The organism is Psychrobacter sp. 219-2-C, from assembly GCF_049560815.1.
Taxonomy (GTDB): Bacteria; Pseudomonadota; Gammaproteobacteria; order Pseudomonadales; family Moraxellaceae; genus Psychrobacter; species Psychrobacter faecalis.
In genome coordinates this window covers 1,967,157-1,988,658 of the sequence record NZ_CP186933.1, presented here as the reverse complement: position 1 = coordinate 1,988,658, position 21,502 = coordinate 1,967,157, and the positions used below count along the sequence as shown (strand labels likewise).

Annotated in this window: 16 protein-coding genes; 9 read left to right on the top strand and 7 right to left on the bottom strand. The window is 44.1% G+C overall.

The window, feature by feature from the left end:
• Window positions 1–237: 237 nt before the first annotated feature.
• The 5 genes from rpmI to ACPEGP_RS08055 all read left to right on the top strand — a co-directional run bounded on the left by rpmI (window position 238) and on the right by ACPEGP_RS08055 (window position 5,336).
• The gene (rpmI, locus tag ACPEGP_RS08075) at window positions 238–435 is read left to right on the top strand and encodes a 50S ribosomal protein L35 (RefSeq protein WP_011281253.1); all 198 of its coding nucleotides are present in this window, start codon (window positions 238–240) and stop codon (window positions 433–435) included.
• A 131-nt stretch (window positions 436–566) separates the two neighbouring features.
• Window positions 567–923 (top strand): 50S ribosomal protein L20, encoded by a 357-nt coding sequence (gene rplT / locus ACPEGP_RS08070; protein ID WP_058369591.1) that lies wholly within the window; start codon window positions 567–569, stop codon window positions 921–923.
• Between the two features lie 329 nt (window positions 924–1,252).
• Window positions 1,253–2,308: a phenylalanine--tRNA ligase subunit alpha gene (gene pheS, locus ACPEGP_RS08065; RefSeq protein WP_423813106.1), complete on the top strand. Its 1,056-nt coding sequence runs from the start codon at window positions 1,253–1,255 to the stop codon at window positions 2,306–2,308.
• A gap of 68 nt (window positions 2,309–2,376) precedes the next feature.
• The gene (gene pheT, locus ACPEGP_RS08060; RefSeq protein ID WP_423813105.1) at window positions 2,377–4,791 is read left to right on the top strand and encodes a phenylalanine--tRNA ligase subunit beta; all 2,415 of its coding nucleotides are present in this window, start codon (window positions 2,377–2,379) and stop codon (window positions 4,789–4,791) included.
• A 248-nt stretch (window positions 4,792–5,039) separates the two neighbouring features.
• Window positions 5,040–5,336 carry an integration host factor subunit alpha gene (locus ACPEGP_RS08055; protein WP_068403716.1) on the top strand — a complete coding sequence of 99 codons (297 nt, stop codon included), beginning with the start codon at window positions 5,040–5,042 and terminating at the stop codon, window positions 5,334–5,336.
• Window positions 5,337–5,525: 189 nt separating this feature from the next.
• On the opposite strand, the gene ACPEGP_RS08050 is transcribed toward ACPEGP_RS08055, so the two are convergent.
• Window positions 5,526–5,882 (bottom strand): hypothetical protein, encoded by a 357-nt coding sequence (locus tag ACPEGP_RS08050; protein ID WP_191690749.1) that lies wholly within the window; start codon window positions 5,880–5,882, stop codon window positions 5,526–5,528.
• A gap of 477 nt (window positions 5,883–6,359) precedes the next feature.
• On the opposite strand from ACPEGP_RS08050, the gene ypfJ reads away from it, so the two are divergent.
• Entirely contained in the window at window positions 6,360–7,262 is a 903-nt protein-coding gene (gene ypfJ / locus ACPEGP_RS08045) for a KPN_02809 family neutral zinc metallopeptidase (protein WP_423814268.1), read from the top strand.
• Window positions 7,263–7,444: 182 nt separating this feature from the next.
• Here the strand turns inward: ypfJ and ACPEGP_RS08040 are convergent, their stop codons facing one another.
• The 3 genes from ACPEGP_RS08040 to trxA all read right to left on the bottom strand — a co-directional run bounded on the left by ACPEGP_RS08040 (window position 7,445) and on the right by trxA (window position 10,151).
• The gene (locus ACPEGP_RS08040) at window positions 7,445–7,690 is read right to left on the bottom strand and encodes a hypothetical protein (protein WP_288727330.1); all 246 of its coding nucleotides are present in this window, start codon (window positions 7,688–7,690) and stop codon (window positions 7,445–7,447) included.
• A 293-nt stretch (window positions 7,691–7,983) separates the two neighbouring features.
• Window positions 7,984–9,252, bottom strand: coding sequence for a transcription termination factor Rho (gene rho / locus ACPEGP_RS08035; protein ID WP_068403707.1), 1,269 nt, complete (start codon window positions 9,250–9,252; stop codon window positions 7,984–7,986).
• Window positions 9,253–9,824: 572 nt separating this feature from the next.
• Window positions 9,825–10,151, bottom strand: coding sequence for a thioredoxin (trxA, locus tag ACPEGP_RS08030; RefSeq protein WP_068403703.1), 327 nt, complete (start codon window positions 10,149–10,151; stop codon window positions 9,825–9,827).
• Window positions 10,152–10,522: 371 nt separating this feature from the next.
• On the opposite strand from trxA, the gene ACPEGP_RS08025 reads away from it, so the two are divergent.
• Both ACPEGP_RS08025 and ACPEGP_RS08020 read left to right on the top strand, forming a co-directional pair.
• Complete coding sequence (locus ACPEGP_RS08025) at window positions 10,523–11,236, top strand: RluA family pseudouridine synthase (RefSeq protein ID WP_191690755.1); 714 nt, start codon at window positions 10,523–10,525, stop codon at window positions 11,234–11,236.
• Between the two features lie 81 nt (window positions 11,237–11,317).
• On the top strand, window positions 11,318–12,949 hold the full coding sequence (locus ACPEGP_RS08020) for a flavin-containing monooxygenase (protein WP_423813104.1): 1,632 nt from the start codon (window positions 11,318–11,320) through the stop codon (window positions 12,947–12,949).
• Between the two features lie 20 nt (window positions 12,950–12,969).
• Here ACPEGP_RS08020 and ACPEGP_RS08015 read toward each other — a convergent pair whose 3' ends face one another.
• From ACPEGP_RS08015 to ACPEGP_RS08005, 3 genes are all read right to left on the bottom strand, one after another.
• Window positions 12,970–13,905: a D-2-hydroxyacid dehydrogenase gene (locus ACPEGP_RS08015; protein ID WP_423813103.1), complete on the bottom strand. Its 936-nt coding sequence runs from the start codon at window positions 13,903–13,905 to the stop codon at window positions 12,970–12,972.
• Window positions 13,906–14,119: 214 nt separating this feature from the next.
• On the bottom strand, window positions 14,120–15,082 hold the full coding sequence (locus ACPEGP_RS08010) for a response regulator (protein WP_423813102.1): 963 nt from the start codon (window positions 15,080–15,082) through the stop codon (window positions 14,120–14,122).
• Between the two features lie 96 nt (window positions 15,083–15,178).
• The gene (locus ACPEGP_RS08005) at window positions 15,179–17,491 is read right to left on the bottom strand and encodes a sensor histidine kinase (RefSeq protein WP_423813101.1); all 2,313 of its coding nucleotides are present in this window, start codon (window positions 17,489–17,491) and stop codon (window positions 15,179–15,181) included.
• A gap of 805 nt (window positions 17,492–18,296) precedes the next feature.
• Here ACPEGP_RS08005 and rapA point away from each other — a divergent pair.
• Window positions 18,297–21,185, top strand: a complete 2,889-nt coding sequence (rapA, locus tag ACPEGP_RS08000; RefSeq protein ID WP_191692213.1) for an RNA polymerase-associated protein RapA — start codon at window positions 18,297–18,299, stop codon at window positions 21,183–21,185.
• The last annotated feature ends 317 nt before the right edge of the window (window positions 21,186–21,502 follow it).

Here is a 21,502-nt window from a genome sequence, read left to right as displayed (position 1 = left end):
GCAGGAAATAAAGCGCAATTATAGCAGCAGCACGTTTTGCGTGTAGTGTATTTCATATCAACTAACGCACCCTATAAAGTAGCGATTAAAACTTTCCTTGGCAAAACAGCGTACTATCTGCTAAAATAGCGCCTCCCACCTCGAGGCAAATAGCCGTTTAGTGCTTGTTTTTAAAGCGACTATTCGTTTTTACTATTTGACGACCAGGTTCTATCAAAGACAAAGAGGCAAATCATCATGAAAGTTAAGATGAAAACCAGAAGCGGCGCCGCTAAACGCTTCAAAAAAACAGCGAACGGCTTTAAGCGTAAACAAGCATTCAAAAGCCATATCTTGACCAAGAAATCAGCTAAGCGTATTCGCCAGTTGCGCGGTCTAAAGATGGTGGACAAGTCTGACGAAGCAGCAGTTCGTCGTATGTGCCCATACATCTAATAGCCTATCGTCATTTAGCTTTAATCAATTAAAGATATTTGACTTTGCAATTTGATAACGATGTCTATTAGTCAATTATTTGATGACATCGTGATTCGTTTAATAATGATTAAAAAATCTTGGAGTAATTTATGGCCCGTGTAAAACGTGGTGTACAGGCAAATCGCCGTCACAAAAAAATCTTAAAGCGCGCAAAAGGCTACTACGGTGCTCGTTCACGTGTTTATCGCGTAGCAGTACAAGCTGTGACCAAAGCTGGTCAATATGCATATCGTGACCGTCGCAACAAAAAACGTACTTTCCGTCGTCTTTGGATTGCACGTATCAATGCTGGTGCACGCTTAAACGGCTTAAGCTATAGCCGCCTTATCAACGGCTTGAAAAAAGCAAACATCGCTATCGATCGTCGCGTACTTGCTGACATCGCTATGCATGATGCAGCGACTTTCACCGCCTTAGTTGAAAAAGCAAAAGCGGAATTAGCCTAAATATTAATTATCCTTTAAGTATTCTGCTTGTTTGAGTGATTGCTTAAATGGATAGCAATAATATTGATTAATAGTACGATATTAATAAAAGCTACCGCTGGTCGGTGGCTTTTTTTATAGTAGATTATTTTACAGCCAGTTTTACACCGCAAAAATGTAAAACGTTTTTAGTAAAGTTGCACTTTTTATTGTCTAAATATTCAAGCCATTTATATCACACGCCTTTGGTTGAAAATGAGTGGGTAAATGGTTTGCAATATTTGGTCAAATCCCTACAATTATAAATCACTATTATTAATAGTCCGTTTAAATCAGGAAGAATGCGTCTTATGACTACCCCTGCTGCTACCACCGATTTGTCGGCGCTACCGACCTTGTCCACCGAGCTCAGCGAGTTAAACGAAGCTCAGTTAAATGAGTTTGCCAGTGCTGCTGAAGCGTTAGTTTTACAAGTAACCGATGTGCGCGCGCTACAAGATTTACGTGTGCAACTGACCGGTAAAAAAAGCCCATTAACCGGCTGGTCAAAGCAGATGGGCAAACTTAGCAGCGATGACAAAAAAACTTACGGTGGCTGGTTATATCAAGTGCGTAGCCGCATTCAAGATGCATTGACGGCGCAGCAGCAAGAGCTAGAAGTGGCGGCATTAAATGCCAAGCTTGCCAGCGAGAGCATTGATATCACCTTGCCTGCGCGCGGTGGTCAAAAAGGTCATCTGCATCCCGTGACCATGATTACCCAGCGTATGCAGCAGTATTTTATCCAAGCGGGTTTTAATGTTGCCACTGGCCCTGAAGTTGAGAGCGATTATTATAATTTTGAAGCGCTAAATATCCCGTCGCATCATCCAGCACGGGCGATGCACGATACCTTTTATTTTGATGCGCATTATTTACTGCGTACCCATACCAGTCCCGTGCAAATTCGCACCATGGAAAAGAATGAGCCGCCGATTCGTATTATTTGTCCAGGTCGCGTTTATCGTAATGACTCGGACCAAACCCACTCGCCGATGTTTCATCAGTTGGAAGGGCTTATGGTGACAGAATCGAGCACCTTTGCCGAGCTAAAAGGCTTGATTAGTGAATTCTTAGAGGCGTTCTTCGCTAAAGAATTGACCGTGCGTTTCCGACCGTCATTCTTCCCATTTACCGAGCCTTCTGCTGAAGTCGATATCCTTGATGATAATGGTAAATGGCTTGAAGTCATGGGCTGCGGCATGGTACACCCGCAGGTGCTGACCAATTGCGGTATTGATAGCGAAAAATATACCGGCTTTGCTTTTGGCATGGGTATTGAGCGCTTTGCCATGCTGTATTATGGTATCGACGATTTGCGCCTATTTTTCCAAAACGACGTACGCTTCTTAAAACAGTTTGGCTAGATGGTCGTTATTAATATGTCACCCTTTATTCTAAAATCTTTATTATAAAATTCAGATCCGAGATATTTATGAAAATTAGCGAACAGTGGCTACGTCAATGGGTAAACCCCAACAATAGCAGTGAGCAATTGGCCGAACAGCTTACAATGGCAGGGCTTGAGATTGACGATCGCTTTGCAGTTGCTCGTGCTTTTAGCGGTGTGGTAGTAGGTGAAGTGATTAGCGTCGAGCAGCATCCCGATGCCGATAAACTGCGCGTCACGCAGGTCAATATTGGTGCCGTTGAGCCGTTACAAATCGTTTGCGGCGCGCCCAATGTGACAGTTGGTATGAAAGCGCCGGTTGCGACCGTTGGCGCCGTGTTGCCAAGTGATGACAGTAAAGGTTTCAAAATTAAAAATGGCAACCTACGCGGTGTCGATTCTAACGGTATGCTTTGCGGTGCCTCTGAAATTGATTTAACCGATAGCATCGATGGTCTGCTCGAATTGCCAGCTGATGCACCGATTGGTATGGATATTCGTGAATATTTAGGTTTAGACAATCAAATACTAGATATCTCTATCACCCCAAATCGCGGTGATTGTTTTAGTGTACGCGGTATCGCGCGCGAGATATCAGTGATTAATGACTTGCCGATGCAGCAGCCTGAGATTCCTTCTAACGTGCCAGCTGACGTTAGCGGCACTGAAAATGCTATGCCAGCAGTGACCGTAAGTGCCGTTGAAGCCTGCCCACGCTATTTACTCCAATCAATCATCAACATTGATCGTAGCATTGATACGCCAAAGTGGATGCAAGATGCGCTAGTCCAATCGGGACTGCGCTCGCATAACTTTTTGGTTGACGTGACCAACTATGTATTGATGGAACTCGGTCAACCACTACATGCGTTTGATGCTGATACCATTGAAGGCGATATCGTGGTACGTTTGGCGCAGCCTGCTGAGACCATTACCTTATTAAATGAGCAAACCATTACCTTAACCGGTGATGAGTTGCTCATTGCCGATGATAAAGGTGCATTGGCACTTGCTGGTATCATGGGCGGTCAGCGCAGCAGTGTCACTGATAGTACGACCAATATTGTCCTAGAAAGTGCCTTTTTTAATCCATTAGCTATCGCTGCACGTGCACGCCGTTTTGGTTTGCATACCGATGCCTCACAACGCTTTGAGCGTGGTGTCGATTTTGAGTTACCAGAGTTAGCACTAGCGCGTGCAGTTGATTTGATTACCAGTGTCACGGGCTCTCAAGCTGGGCAAATAGTAAAAGTAGAAAATATCGTGCACTTGCCAACACGTACGCCAATTACTTTGCCAATTAACAAAGTCCGTGAGGTCATTGGTATTGAGATTGAGCCTGCCGTGATGGTGCGTATTTTGACTCAATTAGGCTTTGAGGTAGAGCAGCAAGCAGATAAGCTGATTTGTACGCCGCCATCGTATCGTTTTGATATGAGTATCCGCGAGGACTTGATTGAAGAGATTGCCCGTATTTACGGTTATGATAATATTCCAAGCGTCTTGCCGCATTTGCAAGTCAGTATGGATTATGACGACACGGCGGACTTGACGCACGAGATGAAGCTCGCGCTAGTCGATAATGGCTATATGGAAGCCATTAGCTTTAGCTTTAGTGATGCAAAAATAGAAGCCTTGCTTGATGATAAAGCGCTGGGCGAAGTGTTGGCACTGGCCAATCCTATCTCTAGCGACTTGGCAGTGATGCGCCGTACTTTGCTATCAAGCTTATTGCCTTGTGTGCAATATAACCTCAATCGTCAGCAGCCGCGCGTGCGTTTCTTTGAAACGGGTTTAAGCTTTGTCGGTCAAAGTATTAGCGAGTTGGTACAAACGCCAAGTATTGCGTTGGTTGCTGTCGGCGATGTTTGGGATGAGCAAGCGTATCAAAACCGTGCGCTAGATTTTTATGATCTTAAGCATGATATTGAGCAGTTATTACCTGCGCAAATCGACAGTGCGCGTATCCGCTATGAGCGTAGTGCGCTTGCCTTCTTACATCCTGGTCAAAGTGCTAAGCTCTATATCGATGAGGTATACATCGGTTGGTTGGGTCAACTCCATCCTAATACCGCTAAACAGCTAGACTTGCCAGCGACGTGGGTGGCGCAATTGTCACTGGCGCCATTATTAACCTTGGTACGTGAACAGCACGCTATCACCACGCCAAGCAAATTCCCGCACGTACGCCGCGATATCGCCATCTTAGTCGATAGTGACATCAGCTTACAGACCTTGCAGGCGACGATTCGTGCCGCAGCTGATGAATTGCTGACAGATTTATGGTTATTTGATGTGTATGAAGGCGACAAAGTACCGACTGGTCAACGCTCTTTAGCATTCGCTTTAATATGGCAAGACAAAGCACAGACATTATCTGATGACGCAGTAAAAACGGCGACAGATAAAGTCGTGCAAGCGCTAACTGAACAGCACGCCGCTCAGTTGCGTGATAGCTAAAACCAAGATATAACCATCTAAAACGCTCTATGGCCTCTGCATAAATGAGGCTATGGCGTTTTGCTATTTATAAAAATGATTATCTGATAGAAATTTTCATCCTTAAAAAAGTTAAGTGGTTATTAATAAAGGATTTTCATGCAGACTTTATGAAAAAGATGACAAAAAACCTTTATAATAACTAACATTAATTCTCATACCGCTAAACCATGATATTCGACATCACGACATAGCATAGGAGTCGTACTGTGAGCACCTTAACCAAATCTGACATGATTGAGCATTTGATGAGTCATCTTAACCTGACACGCCAAGAAGGCCGCTGTTTGGTGGAGAATTTTTTTGACGAGTTGTCAGAGAGTTTGATTGATGGCAAAGAGGTCAAGCTGTCAGGCTTTGGCAACTTTGAGCTTAAAGATAAAAACAGCCGTCCTGGGCGCAATCCAAAAACAGGGGAGCCTGTTGCCGTGTCAGCACGCCGCGTCGTCACCTTTAAAACAGGACAGAAGTTTCGCCAACAAGTGGATGAGCGCTTATTTGACTAATAATAATCTCGGCAGTAAGTGAAAATGATGGTTATCACAGTCTATTGAATATATTACTGTGATAACCATCATTTTTTATGTGGCGCTTTTATATCATACTACTTTTTATAAAACATAAATAGTAGACATAAAAAAAGAGAGCATAAGCTCTCTTTTTTACTGCAGTACTTTTATTATGAAAAATAAAAATTACTGAGCTGGTTCTTCAACAACAACTTCGTCAGCAGCGTCAACAGCTGGAGTTTCGCTAGCTACATCAACGCTAGTAGTAGTACCGTCTACAGGTACTTCAGCATCAACTTCGTCAGTAGCAGTAGCCGCTTGTGCATCAGCGATGTCAGCTTCAGCATCAGCTACAGCAGCTTCAGCTTCTGCAGGTACCGCTTCGCCTTCAGCAGCAGCTTCGTTTAGTTCTTCAGAAGCGTCTTGCACTTCTTCTTGCGCGTCAGATAAATCTTCAGCAGCGTTTTCTTTGTTGCTATCACAGGCAGTAAGGCCCATAGTTGCAGTCATGATACCAGCTAGAGCAAGTAATTTAAGTTTCATAGGGTTTCTCCGGAAAAATGAAATGATCAGTAGCAGCAAAAAAGGTTGAATATCCGAGATGTCCCAGAATTCAACTAGTATTAATTACAGCTACTCAGCTTTCACGCATTCTATATGATTTCTTTCTGCATGGAAAGAGGTTGTACAATTAAGTAACAATAAAATTGTAAACCGACTTTTAACTTGCTCATTTAATATACTTTTTAATACAACAAGCCAAATTAATCGACGTATAATCAATGACATCAGGACGTTTTAGCACTTTTTTGATAAAAGGATTTTCTTTAGGATTTTAAGCGTATTTTGAGATTATCGATAGGCTATTTATCAATAAAATTGACATTAAAATAAAGCAAAAATATAGAAGCGATTATGGTTGAAAGCTAGAATATAAAATCAACGGAATGAGTCATATATCTTATAACGTTAATAATCAAATAATAGGGTTTACTACGATAGTGATAGGCATGCTATTGGATTTTTAGGAGAAACATTATGAAGTGGCAAGACAGACGTGGTAGTTCGAATGTGCGCACCACCAGTGGCGGCGGCAAAATGATTGGTGGCGGTATCGGCGGTATTATCATTGCTGGTATTTTATGGCTGGTTTTTGGAGTCAATCCGATGACCGCCTTGCAAACGGGGCAAGTGATTACGGGCGGCGGCAATACGTCTACCCAACCTGCCACTAGTGATGACCGTGATACCCGCTTTGTAAAAGTCGTATTGGCGGATACAGAGGAAGTTTGGCATCAGATATTTAACGAGGCAGGGAGCACTTATAAAGAGCCGTCATTGATTTTATTTAATGGACAGGTCAGCTCAGCTTGCGGCAGTGCCAGCGCCGCCACCGGGCCTTTTTATTGCCCAGGCGATCAGACGGTATATTTGGATACGTCGTTTTTTGTAGAAATGCGGCAAAGTTTGGGTATTACTGGCGATGAACAAGGTTCAGGCGATAGTGAAAATCAAGGTAAAGCGGGAGACTTTGCGCAAGCCTATGTCATCTCTCATGAGGTCGGTCACCACGTGCAGACTTTGCTTGGTATTACTCAGCAAGTCAATGAAGCCAGTCGTCAAGTAACACGCGCGCAGGCTAACAGGTTATCCGTCATGCAAGAGTTACAAGCCGATTGTTTTGCAGGTGTCTGGGCGCAGCGCAATCAAGAGCGTGTACAGTTCTTGGAAGCGGGCGATATTGATGAAGCCATCAATGCTGCCAGTCAAATCGGTGATGACCGTTTAGCGCGTGCCGGCGGCGGCGCTGTGGTACCAGATAATTTCACTCATGGCACCAGTCAACAGCGCGTGCAGTGGTTTACCCGTGGTTTAGAGAGCGGTAATGTGGAAGCGTGCGATACTTTTAGCGGCGCGTTATAGAGTTCGTTTTGTGTTATAAAAATATTTGGGTATTGCTTACCCTATAAACGTAAAAAAGCCTGCAAATCCATTGCAGGCTTTTTTCTTGCTAACTTTTTAATAGTCAGCTATCTTTTTTCAATACTCATGTAATCTATCATCTTAATTAAGATAATGATTTAATCATAGCTAACGAATAGTGATTAACGAGTTTGGTCAAGGATATAAGCACCTGCGCCGCCGATTGCTGCGCCGCCGATTGCACCGCGAGCGATATCTTTACTATCGCCGCCACTTCTGATCAAAGCGCCCGCTGCTGCGCCTGCTGCTGCACCTTTAGCAGTGTTGCTTAAGCCACTGTTATAACCATAACCATTGTTAGCACAACCGCCCATCATCAAAGCTGAGCTTGCAATCGCAGTTAGTGCAAAAGTTTTAGCAAATTTCATGGTATCACCTATTAAGTTGTCAAATTTGAAATCCAATATACAGGATGTATCTAAATATGTCTGTACTACTTTTAATAATAGCTTGTTTGTCTCTATCAAGCCGTAGTAGAAACGCTAAGCTTTGCAAATATACGGTAAATTATGTTACTTCGCTGTATCATTGGTAGGGGTTTTGCTTATAGTTATTGTATTTATAATGATAGTCCGCTAACTGTTTTTTGCAATTGCGTAATTGCAAAACCAAAAAGACCACATAAAGTGGTCTTTTTTAATCTATAAGTCATGCTATCGGTCTAGTTTTGTGACTTACGTTTCATTTGCTCAAAGAATTCATCATTGGTTTTGGCTTCTTTTAAACGATCAAGCAAAAACTCAGTCGCTTGCACGCCATCCATCGGTTGTAACAGTTTACGCAATATCCAAACTTTACGTAGTTTATCTTCATCAAGTAGGCGCTCTTCGCGGCGGGTACCGGATTTTTTGATATTAATCGCAGGGAAGACGCGTTTTTCGGCTAAGTCACGCTCAAGGGTAATTTCTTGGTTACCCGTACCTTTAAACTCTTCAAAGATAACACTGTCCATTTTACTACCTGTATCAATCAAGGCACTGGCAATGATGGTTAAGCTGCCGCCTTCTTCGACGTTACGCGCCGCGCCAAAAAAGCGTTTTGGACGTTCTAACGCGTTAGCATCCAAACCACCGGTCAATACTTTACCCGATGATGGAATAACAGTGTTGTAAGCACGGGCAAGACGGGTGATAGAGTCAAGCAAAATAACCACGTCTTGCTTATGCTCGACCAGACGTTTAGCTTTTTCGATGACCATTTCGGCGACTTGGACATGGCGCTGCGGTGGCTCATCAAAGGTTGAGGCAACGACTTCACCGCGCACGGTGCGTTCCATCTCGGTTACTTCTTCTGGACGCTCATCAATGAGCAAGACGATAAGGTAGCATTCAGGATTATTGCGGGTGATAGACTGAGCAATAGATTGCAAGAGCATGGTTTTACCGGCTTTTGGCGGTGCAACGATAATCGAGCGCTGTCCTTTACCAATCGGGGCAATCAGGTCGATGATACGACCAGTCAAATCTTCAGTCGTACCATTACCAAGCTCTAGCTTTAATTGCTCAGTTGGAAATAATGGCGTTAAGTTCTCAAAAATCAGCTTATGACGCGAGCGATCTGGGGTATCAAAGTTGATTTCACCAACTTTTAGTAGCGCAAAATAACGCTCAGAATCCTTTGGCGGACGAATGGTGCCCGCGATACTGTCGCCCGTCTTGAGACTAAAACGGCGAATTTGGCTCGGACTGACATAAATGTCGTCAGGGCCTGCTAAATAAGAGCCCTCTGATGAGCGTAAAAAGCCAAAACCATCAGGAAGTACCTCAAGCACACCGTCGCCGTAGATGGCTTCGCCGTTACGGGCATGGGTTTTTAAGATAGCAAAGATAATGTCTTGTTTACGGCTACGCGCCATATTATCAAGGCCCATTTCTTTGGCGATGGCCAATAGCTCAGCGATTGATTTTTTCTTTAGTTCAGTAAGATTCATAGATAGGTCATTAGCAGTTGATCAGATGAGAGATGCCATTATCAGCACAAATCACGACAAGGATTAAACAAAGGGTGTAGGGCGATAGAGGGTATATACACAGGGCTTGGGGCTTATGTAGGATTTGTTTTACGTGCCAGCTTATAAACGCCTTGCAAGACAGTCGGGCAGGTTTATAAAAAGTGAAGATAAAGAAGTCTACATAAGAGTCTGCGTCAAAAACTCAATATCAGTAATTGTGTTTAGTCATTGCGTTCAGTAGTGGTGTTTTATAATGACGATTGTGTTTTTGTTGATAAACACGAGGAGAATAGCGACAAGACACTTAGGAAAATGATTAGTTTTCTCTTGTCAGCAGACTATACGGCGTTCAAGACAGCGTTGTCAATAATTTTTGCTAAAAAAGCTATAATATCCAGCTTTTTGCTCAGAAAAGCAGCAAAAAAGCCATTAGCTCAAAAAGATAATGGCTTTTTCAATACGTACTTTATAAATAGCATAGCGCATTCTTTAAAATCGCTATTTTTAACAAACACCTTTAGCGATTATTAGAGGGCGTTTATTAACTGTACTTATAGATGTTTATCTAATACTTTAGCAAGTTCAGCTTTTGGCTGTAAGCCCATGACTGAATCGACTTTTTCGCCATCTTTAAAGACAAATAGCGTTGGGATGTTGCGGATACCAAAACGGCTCGCTGCTTGCGGGTTGTTATCGACGTCGACTTTAACGATTTTGACTTTACCTTGGTACTCGCTCGCCAAATCTTCTAAAATAGGTGCAATGGCTTTACAAGGACCACACCAAGTTGCCCAAAAGTCTACTAGCACTGGCATATCAGATTGTAGAACGTCTTGGTCGAAGTTTGCATCAGTGGTATTAACAATAAGGTCTGACATAATTTATCTCTCTTGTTTTATTATTTCTATCACCAGTCATCATACAATACGGCTGTCATATTCGAGCGATGAGTGGTTAAAGAATGGTTGGGAGGTGGTGAAAATCTGCCATTATATTAACATGTTTGCTCAAAGTTGACAGATGCAGGCGGGTTAAAATGTTTAACTATTACTATTAGCACAATAAATCGACACATAATGACACAGGTTATGTTTTATCTGTCACCCTAATCTCTTGCGGGCATTATTCTACATCTAGCATGTTTACCGTGTAGCGCCGTTAATATTTCTAAACCCTAATATCATTTATTGCCTTATTAGAATAATCTATTTTTAGACCACCAACCTTTTGATATAAGTAGCCCATTTTTATGCCTTTTACCGATGAAGCAATAAACGCCTTAAACGCTCAAGAAAATGCCTATCCTCTTGCGTTTTTCCAAAAATTTGCCCAAGACATTACTGTCTATGAAGACGATGATATTTGGGTTGTTGATAAGCCCGCCGGACTGTTAAGCGTCGATGGTAAAAGCCTTAAGGTAAGTTTATTGGCACGGCTCGAGCGCGCCAATCCGGCGGTAAAATTGATTCATCGTTTAGATATGGATACTTCAGGGCTACTAATTTTTGCCAAGAATGCCGCCGCACAAAGCCATATTAGTAAGCAATTCATCGACCGCCTGCCGCAAAAAAGCTATCAAGCGCGCGTCTTTGGGGCGTGGCAGCGTGTCGGTGCCAAAGGCGAGATATCAGTGCCAGTACGCTATGAGCCCACGACCAAACCGCGGCATATCGTTGACTATGATTGGTCAAAACATGCATTGACATTGTATGAAGTATTGGCGCATGAAGAATGCAATGGTCAGGTCGTCACCCGCGTGCTGTTAAAGCCCGTGACCGGACGCAGTCATCAGCTGCGCGTGCATATGGTACACGTCGGTCATGTGATGATTGGCGACCCAATCTATGCTGAAGGTGATGCCTTAACGATTGCGCCGAGGCTTAATTTACATGCCCAGCATTTGCGCCTCAAGCATCCGACGCTTGGTGCTTGGATGGATTGGGAAAGCCCATGCCCTTTTTAACCATTCCTCTTTAACAACTTTTTTGATCAGCTTATTTTAAAAAGCTTTTTTAAATAAATCATGCAAAACAAGGATCGTATTATGCTTGATATCAATACCGCTAAACAGACGCTTAAACAGCGCTTTAAACCTAAATCGTCGTCATCTACCTCAAAGACGCCCGTCGATTGCGAGGTGCTGATTATTGGCGCAGGGATTGCCGGTATCGGTATGGCGTGTCGATTGCAGCAGCAAAAGCACAAAGGGCTGTTTGGGCAGAAAAGCCCAAGTCGCTTAAAACAGCGAGCCACAAGAAAGCGGCAAAAAACTAGCCAGCGCTTTGTGGTATTAGAAAAACGCGCAGACTTGGGCGGTACTTGGGATTTGTTTACATATCCTGGTATTCGTTCCGATTCTGATGCTTTGACCTTTGGCTATAGCTTTCGTCCATGGTTGGACCATCGGGTATTGGCAAAAGGCGATGATATTAAAAACTATATTGCCGATACCGCGCGTGTGTTTGGCGTCTCTGAGCACATTCGCTATCAGCATGAGGTGCAACAACTGTCTTGGTCAAGCCATAGTCAGCAGTGGACGGCAACGGTAAAAAACCATGTAAGCGGCGAGGTATTTGCCTTAACGGCAAAGTTTGTCGTCGGTGCTACAGGCTACTATGATTATGAGCAAGGTTATCGCCCGCATTTTGAAAACGAAGCAGATTTCCAAGGTGAAATCATCCATCCGCAGCATTGGCAAAACGTCAATTATGACGATAAAAAAGTGGTCATAATCGGTAGCGGTGCCACCGCGATGACGCTACTGCCCGCTATGGTCGATGAAGAAAGCGAGCAGTGCGCGCAGCACGTCACTATGCTACAACGCTCGCCGACCTATGTAGCAAGTGTACCGGGCGATGATTATGCGCTTGATTGGCTGGCAGGTAAATTTTCGCCGTTATCAAAAACGCAAGCTTATAAGCTACTGCGCGCGCGTAATGTGTTGATGCAACAAGGGACGTATCGAGCGGCAGTTTTTGCGCCCAAGGTGATAAAAGCCTTATTAAAGCGTAGTGTTAAAACCGAGTTAAAGGGCAGCGGAGTTGATATTGCGCATTTTATGCCTACTTATAATCCGTGGGATGAGCGGCTTTGTGCCGTGCCAGACAGCGATTTGTTTAAGGCATTACATGGCAAGCACGCTGCCGTCGTGACTGATCAAATTAGCCACTTTACCAAAACTGGCATCATGCTTGATTCTGGTAAACACCTTGACGCTGATATTGTTGTGACCGCAACGGGGCTAAAGCTGCAAATGCTTGGCGGCGCGAAACTATATATCGATGGACAGGCAATTGATATTGGCAAACGCATGACGTATAAGGCGGTGATGATTGAAGGTGTACCAAATATGGTGGCGCTATTTGGTTATACCAATGCGTCGTGGACGCTCAAAATCGATTTGGCTTGTCAGTATGTGCTGCGCTTGCTCAACCATATGCACAAGCACGGTTATCAGGTGGCAGTGCCACACGCAAAAACTGCGCATAGCGAGGCGCATACGCAGCCAGATACGGTCATGGGCGCGCTAACGGCAGGCTACGTGCAGCGCGCGCAACACGAATTACCGAAACAAGGCGATATTTATCCTTGGCGAGTCACCAATAATTATCTGAGTGACCGCGTGATGCTTAAATACCGTAAAGTAAAAGACGACTGGTTACGCTTTAGTCGTTAAGTGTTATTAGTGGTTGTCTTTTAATGCTTATCGATAAATTCTGAGACTTGTTTGCTTAAGATTTGCCATAAGGTTTCTTGCGCGCTTTTGCTGCCCCAAGCGTTATGTGGGCTAAATATCACCCGAGGATGATTAGAAAGGGTTAATAAAGGGTCGTCTTTGACAATCGGCTCTTGCTCAAATACATCGGTGGCATAACCAATAATTTGCTCGTTGTTAATGGCATCGCTCAGCGCTTGGCTGTCGACAATACCACCACGAGCGACATTAACAATTAGTGGCTGCTTAGCCATTTTTGCTAAGGTGTCTTTATTAATTATGTGCTTGGTTTGCTCGTTTAATGGGCAATGTAAGCTCAATACATCAGACTGCGCAAGTACCTCATCGAACGCCGTATAATCCTCATTACGCGGCGTACGCCCTTGATGCTCCGCCCACAATACCGTCATCCCAAAAGCACGGGCGATGTCGGTGACACGTTTACCGATAGTGCCAACACCAATAATACCAAGCGTCTTATCTTCCAAATCTATCAGTGGAATATCAAGTAAGCAGAAATTACCATCATCTTGCCACGTACCGTCCGCAACTTTTTCATGATAATAGATGCCTGCGCGCATGGCCGTTAGCATCAGCATAAAGGTATGCTCGGGCACGCTTTTGACCGCGTAACCTGCGACGTTATATAGCGCAACATTGTGCTTAGCGCAGGCATCTTGATCGACGTTGTTCATACCTGTTGCGGTCAGTTGGATAAGCTTAAGTTTCGGCAGATTGGCAATGACGTCAGCGCTGATTTGGACTTTATTGGTAAAAATGATATCAGCATTTTGACAGCGCTCAATAATCAGCTCTTGAGGTGTATCGTCGTAAGTAATATAGTCGGTAACGCCAACGGGTGCTGGCAAGTCGACATTATCAGAAAAAGTACCTTTGTCTAAAAAAACCGCTTGCATGATGATTCCTTATTTCATTGTTATTTTAAATAGATGACATTTTAAATAGAGTACGTTTTAAATGGGCTTGCATTTTAAATAGGCTGACAGAGTTATCCGCTTAATGTAACACGTTGCAGGGTTTAGTCAAAAAGCGTGTCAAAAAGCGTACAGTAAAAAACCTCTACTTCAATTGAAATAGAGGTTTTATTTTATGGAACAGTCGTTTTTACGCTTATAAAGAGAAGCGCTTACGCAATTTACCAATCAGACTACGTACGCGACTGCTTAAATCGATACGCACGTCGTTTTCAGGGTCATGCTCAACTTCATAACGCTTAACCAATTCAGGGCTGGCTTTTAATTTTGTATGATGCTGAAAGGCACGGTTGACGCTAATCTCAAGGAGGCTGGCGCGCATTGGTTTTGGTAAGCAGCGATAGACCTGACCTTTATTAATCAAGTCAATCAACAAGCCTGCATCTTGGAATTCAGTCTGTACTAAAACCACCAAGTGCGGCGCATCTTGTTTTAAGGTAAAGATAATTGGCGCGATATTTTCGCCGCTGACATTGATGTCGGTAATACACACGCCGATATCTTCATTGGCCAAATAATCGTAAGCTTCTTCTAAGCCTTCTGCGTGCAGGACTTTATAGCTATGCGAGAACTGCTTGCTTATTTGCTCAATCAGCTCGTCGGTTTCATCGATGACCAACAGTGTCTGCTTTTTACCCGAGCTATCAAATTGCTCCGCGTCCTCATCTGGATTATAAGTCAACGCGATTTCGGTAGCGCGGCCAACGACCGCAAGTAGTTCCTCAGATTTACAAGGTTTGGTCAAATAACGATAAATCTCCCCATCGTTAATAGAGCCAATAATCGCGTTTAAATCAGCATAACCGGTCAATAAAATCCGCATGGTAGACGGCGAGACTTCTTTGACTTCGCGCAAGATATCGACACCCACGCGCTCGGGCATACGTTGGTCACTGACCGCTACGTGTACATGGTTATTTTTGATATAGTCGATATACTCAGTCGGGTCGGTGGTGATAAACACGTCATGCGTTTTACGAAACAGCAGTTTCATCGAACGTAAAATACGTTGTTCATCGTCGATAAACGCCAACTTCGGTTTCGCTTCAGACCCTAGCTCAGCACCAGAGGTTTCCATTTCATGGTCAAATTCATTCATGATGATATCCTTATGATAAATAATAATACGATAGTTTTATATAATCATTTAAATAGCAATTGAGCTCACAACAAAACGAACACCAGAACCTAGCATTTATGCTGCTAGGCTTTGTTCGGTTAAATCATTATCAATCGGTAGCGTTAAGGTAAAGGTAGTGCCAACGCCTTCGGTTGAAACCGCTTTAATGTCGCCATTATGCTGCTCCATAATCTGCTGACTGATGGCCATCCCAAGACCGGTTCCTTCGCCCGCGCCCTTAGTGGTAAAGAACGGCTCAAAGATTTGGTTAAGTACCTCGGCGCTCATGCCTTTACCATTGTCGCTGACATCGATATAGACATGACTGTCATCGGCGCGCGTTCGCACTTCGATTTTGCCATCTGGTTTTTCGCCCATGGCTTGCGCGGCGTTATTAAGCAAGTTCACTAGCACCTGATTAATCTGTGACGGCGAGCATTTAATTTCAGGCGTCGGCGCAAAATCAGTGACAATCTCTTGATGTCTGATAGAGTTGCCAGCGATTTTCAATGACGCTTCGATACATTCGCGCACATCGATGGTTTTCACTTTTGACTCATCAAGACGGGCAAAGTTACGTAGGTTTAGGACCATCTCGGTGATTTGCTCGACACCAAAGAGTGAGTCTTTAATCAGCTCTTTAAGCTCAGTGGACAAATCATCTTCTTGGATTTCATCCGACGCACGGACGATATCAGCCAATAACTTATCAATTTTGCCATCAGTAGCGGCATCAGTTTTAGCGGCTTTTAACCCTTGTACCAACTCAATCAACTCTTCGTATTGCTCAGTCAACTGACCGATAATCTCAAGGTTGTTTTGCACATAAGATAATGGCGTATTAACCTCATGAGCGACGCCCGCCACCATTTGACCCAAGGTTGCCATTTTTTCTGAACGGATCAATTGCAGCTGAGAGTTTTTCAGCTCTTTTAGCGTCTCTTGTAGCTCAGCGGTACGCTCTTCAACTTTAATCTCTAGCTGCTGATTAATATTGGCAAGCTTACCTTCGTTAGATTGGATACGGTCTAGGAGGTCATTAATAGAGCCGTTTACCAGCCCAATCTCGTTGCGACCTTCGGCGAATTTAACCTCACTTAGCTTATTGTATTGCTTATCATTAATCAGGTTTTCCGCTTGCGCGATTTTATCGGTGGTTTCTTTTAACGGTTTAAACGCTAAATAAGTGAGCATAAAGTAAATCAAACCCGCGGTGATAAGTAGCGCGAGGGCAATCCAGTTAATCAGATTTTTACTTAGATTGTCAGCGATGGCGTTAATTTCAGCATCAGGCTGGACGACGATAAGTTTCCAATAAGTCTCAGGAATCTCAAATACGTACGCTTGGCTGCCGTTATAATAGCTGTCTTTTTCTAACTCAAAGCTCTGCAATAAGCGGCTGTCCATCGCGTTTTGCTTATTTTCACCGTTGTTTAGATAAGCGGCGTAGTTGACGAGATAATAGCCTTTTGACGTACCGGTTTCGGCTTTATCAAGCGTGGTCAATACTTGCTGAACTTGCGGCGATACGCTAGCGGCAACGCGCTCGATGGTTTCGTTACGCTGCGTCTCCAAGAAGTTTAGTACCGGATTCCAAGCAGGGTCAGCGTTGATAACTTGTTTGATATCAAGCGGTGTACCGGTGGCTTCGTCGATATAGCTTAAGCGCTCAGGATTAGAGGAGGCGATAACTTTGTCACTGTTATCGAGCAGTAAAATATAACCTGAGCCTGAGCTTTCGCTGAGCTTAACGATGTTTTCTTGCAGCTGGTTGAGGGTAAAGTTGACGGTACTGGCACCCCAGAACTGGTTGTCACGCTCGATGGCGACACCGCAACTCATCGCCAGCTCGCCTTTGGTTTGGCTGGCGCGGACATGGTTCCAAATACAGCTTTCAGGTTTAAGCAATTTCAAAACGCTAAACCAGTCTTCTTGATAATAAGGATTGGCAGGGTTTGGGTCGCTGAGTACCGCTTGATAATCGCCGTTTTGACGCACCATCAAAAATGGATGGGTGGCGGTATTGGCGCCCAGTGCGCCTTTTTCTGGCCAAATGCCGCCACTACCTAATAAGTTATAATCGCGCTTATCAAAAGCATTGGCGGTACTGGCTTGCAAAATCGCTTCTTGTGGCGGCAAAGTCTGCGCGCTTTGCTGCAATAACAGGGCACTGCGCATCACGCGATTGATATCGGCTGAGATACTATTGACCGCGGTATTACCACGCTCAGCGACCAGTTTTGCCGATTCAAGGCGAATTTTTTCATGACCTTCTTTATCAACAACATACACAACAACGGCTAGTACGACCACAAAAGCCATAAATAGAATGGTCGTCACTTGGGTACTGACTTGGTTAAAAAAGCCAACTTTTTTGGAGGCACTCATGAGGGGATTGTCCTTGGATAAACGTGACCACAAAGCAGACTGTCTATACAGACTACTGATGCTATTTGCTGTGAGCAATCGATGATGTGGTGATACGTAAGCCTTACGAAAATGGGATTTGAGTATTGGGGCAAAGTTTTTAAAATTATCACTCAGTTAAATATCTAGATATATAACTAGTATTAAAGTATTTACGGTTAATTCATAACTTAAACGACTATGAAAAACACTATTTGGCTTACTTAACGGTCTTAAAAAGGACGGTATTAAGTAGGAGGTTGCCGAAATTTTGTGTTTTAAGACTTGATAGTTAAATTTTTTGAATAAATTTTTTATATCATTTGGAAAATCTAAAAGGGGGTAATGGGTAACATAGCTTCAATAACAATAAGAAATGTTAAATTGCATATATTAACAATATAGAAACAATTTTATGATAACAATGTTTAGCGCATAGTAGCGAGCCTTTTTCTTTACTTGTGAGTCGTTATATATGGATTTCTAAAAAGTTACTTAAGCGCAGTATTGCAATATTCTTGCCAAACAATTGCAATAATCTTGCCAAAAAGTGCTCTTGAAAAGTCAAGTTAACGCACTCATCTAGGCGCTAACGTTATATAATGGTCTGTTTTATCCATCGACCTAGCTGACAAGTTGGGCGTTGCTGATAGCTTCAATGACCAGCAACTTATTAATGAGTTTGAGCTATTAATTGACTAAATCCTTGCGTGATTGTTTGTATGATTGTGGCTTGATTCATTAACTATCTATTTTCTTATCATCTGAGTACAAAAGACATCGCCTTATGACTATCTCTATCGCTTCATTGCACAGCACCGAATTTGCCGTTGGTCAACGTTATTTATCTGATACGGAGTCTGAGCTTGGCTTGGGTGTGGTCATCGACGTCGATGACCGCTGTGTACATATCTTATTTCCGCAAAGTGAAGAGACCCGCGTCTACGCCAAAAATTCTGCGCCGTTATCGCGCGTGGTGTTCAAAGAAGGTGATAGTATTTCTGACCAAGCCGGTAATAGCTATACCGTAACCGCGGTCGAAGAAGTGATGGGCGTGCTCAAATACAGTGTTGATGAGCATGAGCGCGGCATTATGGAAACCCGTTTGGCGGCTAATATCACGCTGGCTAAGCCGCTTGAGCGTTTGCTGGCTGGTCGTATTGAGCGCGGGGATTGGTATGAGCTGCGTCAAGATATCTTGCGTATGCAATCAGCGCTAGCGGGTCATCCGCTCAAAGGCTTGATGGGCGCACGCGTCGATATTATTGAGCATCAGCTGTATATTGCCCATGAAGTTGGCAAACGCATCGCCCCGCGTGTCTTGCTTGCTGACGAAGTTGGCTTGGGTAAAACCATTGAAGCAGGTTTAATTATTCATCAGCAGCTATTAACTGGTAAAGCTGAGCGCGTCCTAATTCTTGTACCAGACAGTTTGCAGTATCAGTGGATGATTGAGCTGCGTCGCCGTTTTAACCTAAACTTTGCCTTGTTTGATTTGGTACGTACCGCTGCGATTAAAGAACACGACCCTGAGCAAAACGTCTTTACGACCGAGCAATGTATCATTGCCGGCATGGACTTATTGCTTGACCATCCAGATTTGTACGATCAAGCGATGGAAGCGGGTTTTGATTTATTGGTCGTCGATGAAGCGCATCACCTGCATTGGGATGAAGCACAAGGCGGCAATGATAAATATGACCTCATTGCTGACTTTGCCGAAGAGACACCGGGTGTCATGCTATTAACGGCAACACCTGAGCAGCTTGGCGCCCAAAGCCACTTTGCCCGTCTGCGTTTATTAGACCCCGATCGCTTTGATGACCTTGATGAATTTATCGATAGCCAAGAAGCCTTTGCCGAAACTGCCGCTGTTGCCAGTGTCTTAATCGAAGATAAACCATTAAGCAACGGTCAAATCACGGCATTAAGTCATCTGCTTTCTATTAGTATCGATGAATTAGTAAACATTAATGACGACGAAAAACTGCGTACTTATGCGCTCAATGAACTCCTTGACCGTCATGGTACGGGGCGTATTTTATTCCGTAATACCCGTGAGAGTGTCAAAGGTTTTTATGGTCGTAGCAGCCAGCCGTATCCGTTGCCGCTACCTGAAGCATGGGTAGATAGCTATCAAACCAAGGGTAAATTGCGCGAGCAGCTTTGGGGCGAAGAAAATCAACCCGATGGCGGCTGGCTAGAGGATGATCCGCGGGTGCCGTGGTTGATTGATATTTTGAAGGGTGAGCTTAAGCATAAAAAAGTATTGTTGATTGCTCGTAGTGGGGCGACGGTTGAAAGTTTAGAGGCGGTATTGCGTCTACATGCTGGTATTAAAACCGCTATCTTTACTGAGCAGATGACCTTACTTGAGCGTGACCAAGCGGCGGCGTTTTTCGCCGACTTAGAAGGCGCGCAGATATTACTCTGCTCAGAGATTGGCTCAGAAGGTCGCAACTTCCAGTTTGCAAGCCAGCTGATATTGTGGGACCTGCCTGCCAATCCAGATACGTTAGAGCAGCGTATCGGTCGCCTAGACCGTATCGGACAGACACAACAAATTATGCTGCACGTTCCTTATGTACAAGGAACGGCGCAAGAGCGACTGTACCGCTGGTATAACGACGCGCTCAATATGTTTAATCAGATTTCTCCAACGGCGCAAAGCGTACAAGAGCAATATATCCAAGAGTTGAAACCGCTGCTTGAAGGCGCGGATACCGACGCTAACCGCACCACTTTGCAGGATATTATCGAAAAAGCACAGCAAACGCGCTTGGGACTCGAAGCACAGCTACAAGCTGGTCGCGATCGCTTACTTGAGTACAACTCATGCCGTCCGCGCGTTGCTGGGCGTATTGCCGATGCCATGCATGATTTTGATAAACATAATCTATTGCCGCAATTTATCGAGCGCTTCTTTGCTTCCGCCAATATCGACCACAATATCCAGCGCGATGGTTCATGGGTGATTGCGCCGATTGATAGCACGGAAATTAGCGATTATATCGACGGTCTGCCGCTCGGTGACGAAGATGGTATGACGCTGACCTTTGAGCGCAAGCAAGCGCTGCAGCGCGAAGATATCGAATTTATCACCCATGAGCATCCATTGATGCGCGCGATTTATGAGCTAGCAAGTACCAGCACTTTTGGGAATACTACCGTTGCGATGCTCAAGAGTGCCGCTGTTCCCCAAGGTATGGTGCTGCTAGAAGTGAATTTCCGCGTTGAAGCAATTGCGCCAAGATTGCTTAATCTGCCTGCTACCTTGCCGACGCAAAATATTCGTGTGTTTATCAGTGAGCAGGGCAGTGATTTATCCGCGCGTATTAGCAGCGATATGATTATGCCGCATATCGAGCGCTTGGATAAAAACCGCGCTCGCCAAGTGATTAAGGTACGTGGCGATGTGATTGAGCAGCGTTATTATGAAGCCGAAGATATTGCCCGTCAGCAGCTAGAAGACATTGGTGAACAGGCAAGCGCGCGCTTTAGCCAGCAGTGGTCACGTGAAATCAAACGCCTAAAGCATCTGCAAACGATTAACCCTAACGTGCGCCCAGAAGAGATTGAACGCCTAGAGCAACTAAAAGCCCAAGGCGAGCAAGCACTAGGCAATTTATCGCTGGTACCAGACTCTATTCGCGTGCTGGTCGCTGTAAAACCATAATATAAAGTCAAATAAAAAACGAGGTGTCTCATCATCTCGTTTTTTATTTATGTTTGTGAGCTTAGATGCTGCTTGTTTAGACAGCTACTTGTTTAGATAATTACTTGCTCATGATTGTTAAGCTAATAAAGCGTTAAACCGACTCGTAAGGCGGCGACTGCCTAGTCAAAATCTTTAATATTCGCTAAGATGATTGGCTTTTCGCTTTATAATGAGTGATTGCTAATCATTTTACTGGCTATTTATTTGGCGTTCTCAGCGTTATGTGGGTGTTTATCGCAAACTATAATAGTCATGCCATAACAGTTTTAAAATGA

Bases quoted from the DNA above. Each gene is read 5' to 3' on its own strand.
- rpmI (WP_011281253.1), top strand. From the start codon at position 238: ATGAAAGTTAAGATGAAAACCAGAAGCGGCGCCGCTAAACGCTTCAAA.
- rplT (WP_058369591.1), top strand. From the start codon at position 567: ATGGCCCGTGTAAAACGTGGTGTACAGGCAAATCGCCGTCACAAAAAA.
- pheS (WP_423813106.1), top strand. From the start codon at position 1,253: ATGACTACCCCTGCTGCTACCACCGATTTGTCGGCGCTACCGACCTTG.
- pheT (WP_423813105.1), top strand. From the start codon at position 2,377: ATGAAAATTAGCGAACAGTGGCTACGTCAATGGGTAAACCCCAACAAT.
- ACPEGP_RS08050 (WP_191690749.1), bottom strand. From the start codon at position 5,882: ATGAAACTTAAATTACTTGCTCTAGCTGGTATCATGACTGCAACTATG.
- ACPEGP_RS08040 (WP_288727330.1), bottom strand. From the start codon at position 7,690: ATGAAATTTGCTAAAACTTTTGCACTAACTGCGATTGCAAGCTCAGCT.
- rho (WP_068403707.1), bottom strand. From the start codon at position 9,252: ATGAATCTTACTGAACTAAAGAAAAAATCAATCGCTGAGCTATTGGCC.
- trxA (WP_068403703.1), bottom strand. From the start codon at position 10,151: ATGTCAGACCTTATTGTTAATACCACTGATGCAAACTTCGACCAAGAC.
- ACPEGP_RS08025 (WP_191690755.1), top strand. From the start codon at position 10,523: ATGCCTTTTACCGATGAAGCAATAAACGCCTTAAACGCTCAAGAAAAT.
- ACPEGP_RS08020 (WP_423813104.1), top strand. From the start codon at position 11,318: ATGCTTGATATCAATACCGCTAAACAGACGCTTAAACAGCGCTTTAAA.
- ACPEGP_RS08015 (WP_423813103.1), bottom strand. From the start codon at position 13,905: ATGCAAGCGGTTTTTTTAGACAAAGGTACTTTTTCTGATAATGTCGAC.
- ACPEGP_RS08010 (WP_423813102.1), bottom strand. From the start codon at position 15,082: ATGAATGAATTTGACCATGAAATGGAAACCTCTGGTGCTGAGCTAGGG.
- ACPEGP_RS08005 (WP_423813101.1), bottom strand. From the start codon at position 17,491: ATGAGTGCCTCCAAAAAAGTTGGCTTTTTTAACCAAGTCAGTACCCAA.
- rapA (WP_191692213.1), top strand. From the start codon at position 18,297: ATGACTATCTCTATCGCTTCATTGCACAGCACCGAATTTGCCGTTGGT.